We start from the raw sequence: 1725 nt of genomic DNA, 5'->3' as shown, positions 1-1725 counted from the left end.
ATAACCATCAGTGTTATAGGATCAAGCCTCACGAGCAATTAGTATCGGTTAGCTTAACGCATTACTGCGCTTCCACACCCGACCTATCAACGTCCTGGTCTCGAACGACTCTTTAGGGGGATCAAGTCCCCGGGATACCTAATCTTCAGACGAGTTTCCCGCTTAGATGCCTTCAGCGGTTATCTCTTCCGTACTTAGCTACCCGGCAATGCCATTGGCATGACAACCGGTACACCAGAGGTACGTCCACTCCGGTCCTCTCGTACTAGGAGCAGGCTCCGTCAAGTATCCAACGCCCACGGCAGATAGGGACCAAACTGTCTCACGACGTTTTAAACCCAGCTCACGTACCTCTTTAAATGGCGAACAGCCATACCCTTGGGACCGGCTACAGCCCCAGGATGAGATGAGCCGACATCGAGGTGCCAAACACCGCCGTCGATATGAACTCTTGGGCGGTATCAGCCTGTTATCCCCAGAGTACCTTTTATCCGTTGAGCGATGGCCCTTCCATTCAGAACCACCGGATCACTATGTCCTGCTTTCGCACCTGTTCGACTTGTCAGTCTCACAGTCAAGCACGCTTATGCCATTGCACTATCAGCACGATTTCCGACCGTACCTAGCGTACCTTCGAACTCCTCCGTTACACTTTGGGAGGAGACCGCCCCAGTCAAACTGCCCACCATGCACTGTCCCCGATCCGGATAACGGACCAAGGTTAGAACCGCAAACAAACCAGGGTGGTATTTCAAGGATGGCTCCACGTGATCTAGCGACCACGCTTCAAAGCCTCCCACCTATCCTACACAGGCCGGTTCACAGATCAATGCAAAGCTACAGTAAAGGTTCATGGGGTCTTTCCGTCTAGCCGCGGGTAGATTGCATCATCACAAACACTTCAACTTCGCTGAGTCTCAGGAGGAGACAGTGTGGCCATCGTTACGCCATTCGTGCAGGTCGGAACTTACCCGACAAGGAATTTCGCTACCTTAGGACCGTTATAGTTACGGCCGCCGTTTACCGGGGCTTCGATCAAGAGCTTGCACCCCATCACTTAACCTTCCGGCACCGGGCAGGCGTCACACCCTATACGTCGACTTTCGTCTTTGCAGAGTGCTGTGTTTTTAATAAACAGTCGCAGCCACCGATTCTCTGCGACCCCATCATGCTAAGCGCGCAGGCGCTTCACACTACCGGGGTATACCTTCTCCCGAAGTTACGGTATCAATTTGCCGAGTTCCTTCTCCTGAGTTCTCTCAAGCGCCTTGGAATATTCATCCCGTCCACCTGTGTCGGTTTGCGGTACGGTCTCGTACAGCTGAAGCTTAGAGGCTTTTCTTGGAACCACTTCCAATCACTTCGCAAGCAATGCTCGCTCGTGCCATACCCTTGATTTACGCGCCCGGATTTGCCTAAGCGCCATCTTCGATACAGCAACAGGGACATCCAACACCCTGATGATCTTCCGCGATCCGTCCCCCCATCGCACTGTACGACGGTACTGGAATATTAACCAGTTTCCCATCAGCTACGCATCTCTGCCTCGCCTTAGGGGCCGACTCACCCTGCGCCGATGAACGTTGCGCAGGAAACCTTGGACTTACGGCGAGGGGGCTTTTCACCCCCTTTATCGCTACTCATGTCAGCATTCGCACTTCTGATACCTCCAGCAGCCTTTACAAGCCACCTTCGCAGGCTTACAGAACGCTCTCCTACCGCGTG

Annotated in this window: 1 rRNA gene; it reads right to left on the bottom strand. The window is 53.4% G+C overall.

Annotation, left to right across the window (positions count from 1 at the left end):
• Positions 1-17 precede the first annotated feature (17 nt).
• Positions 18-1725 (bottom strand): 23S ribosomal RNA (locus AC3WMU_RS29610); the annotation flags it as partial.

Source organism: Achromobacter sp. FW305-C-13, assembly GCF_058783475.1.
Note: the sequence above shows the minus strand (reverse complement) of the source record. Positions and strands in the feature narration are given on the sequence as shown.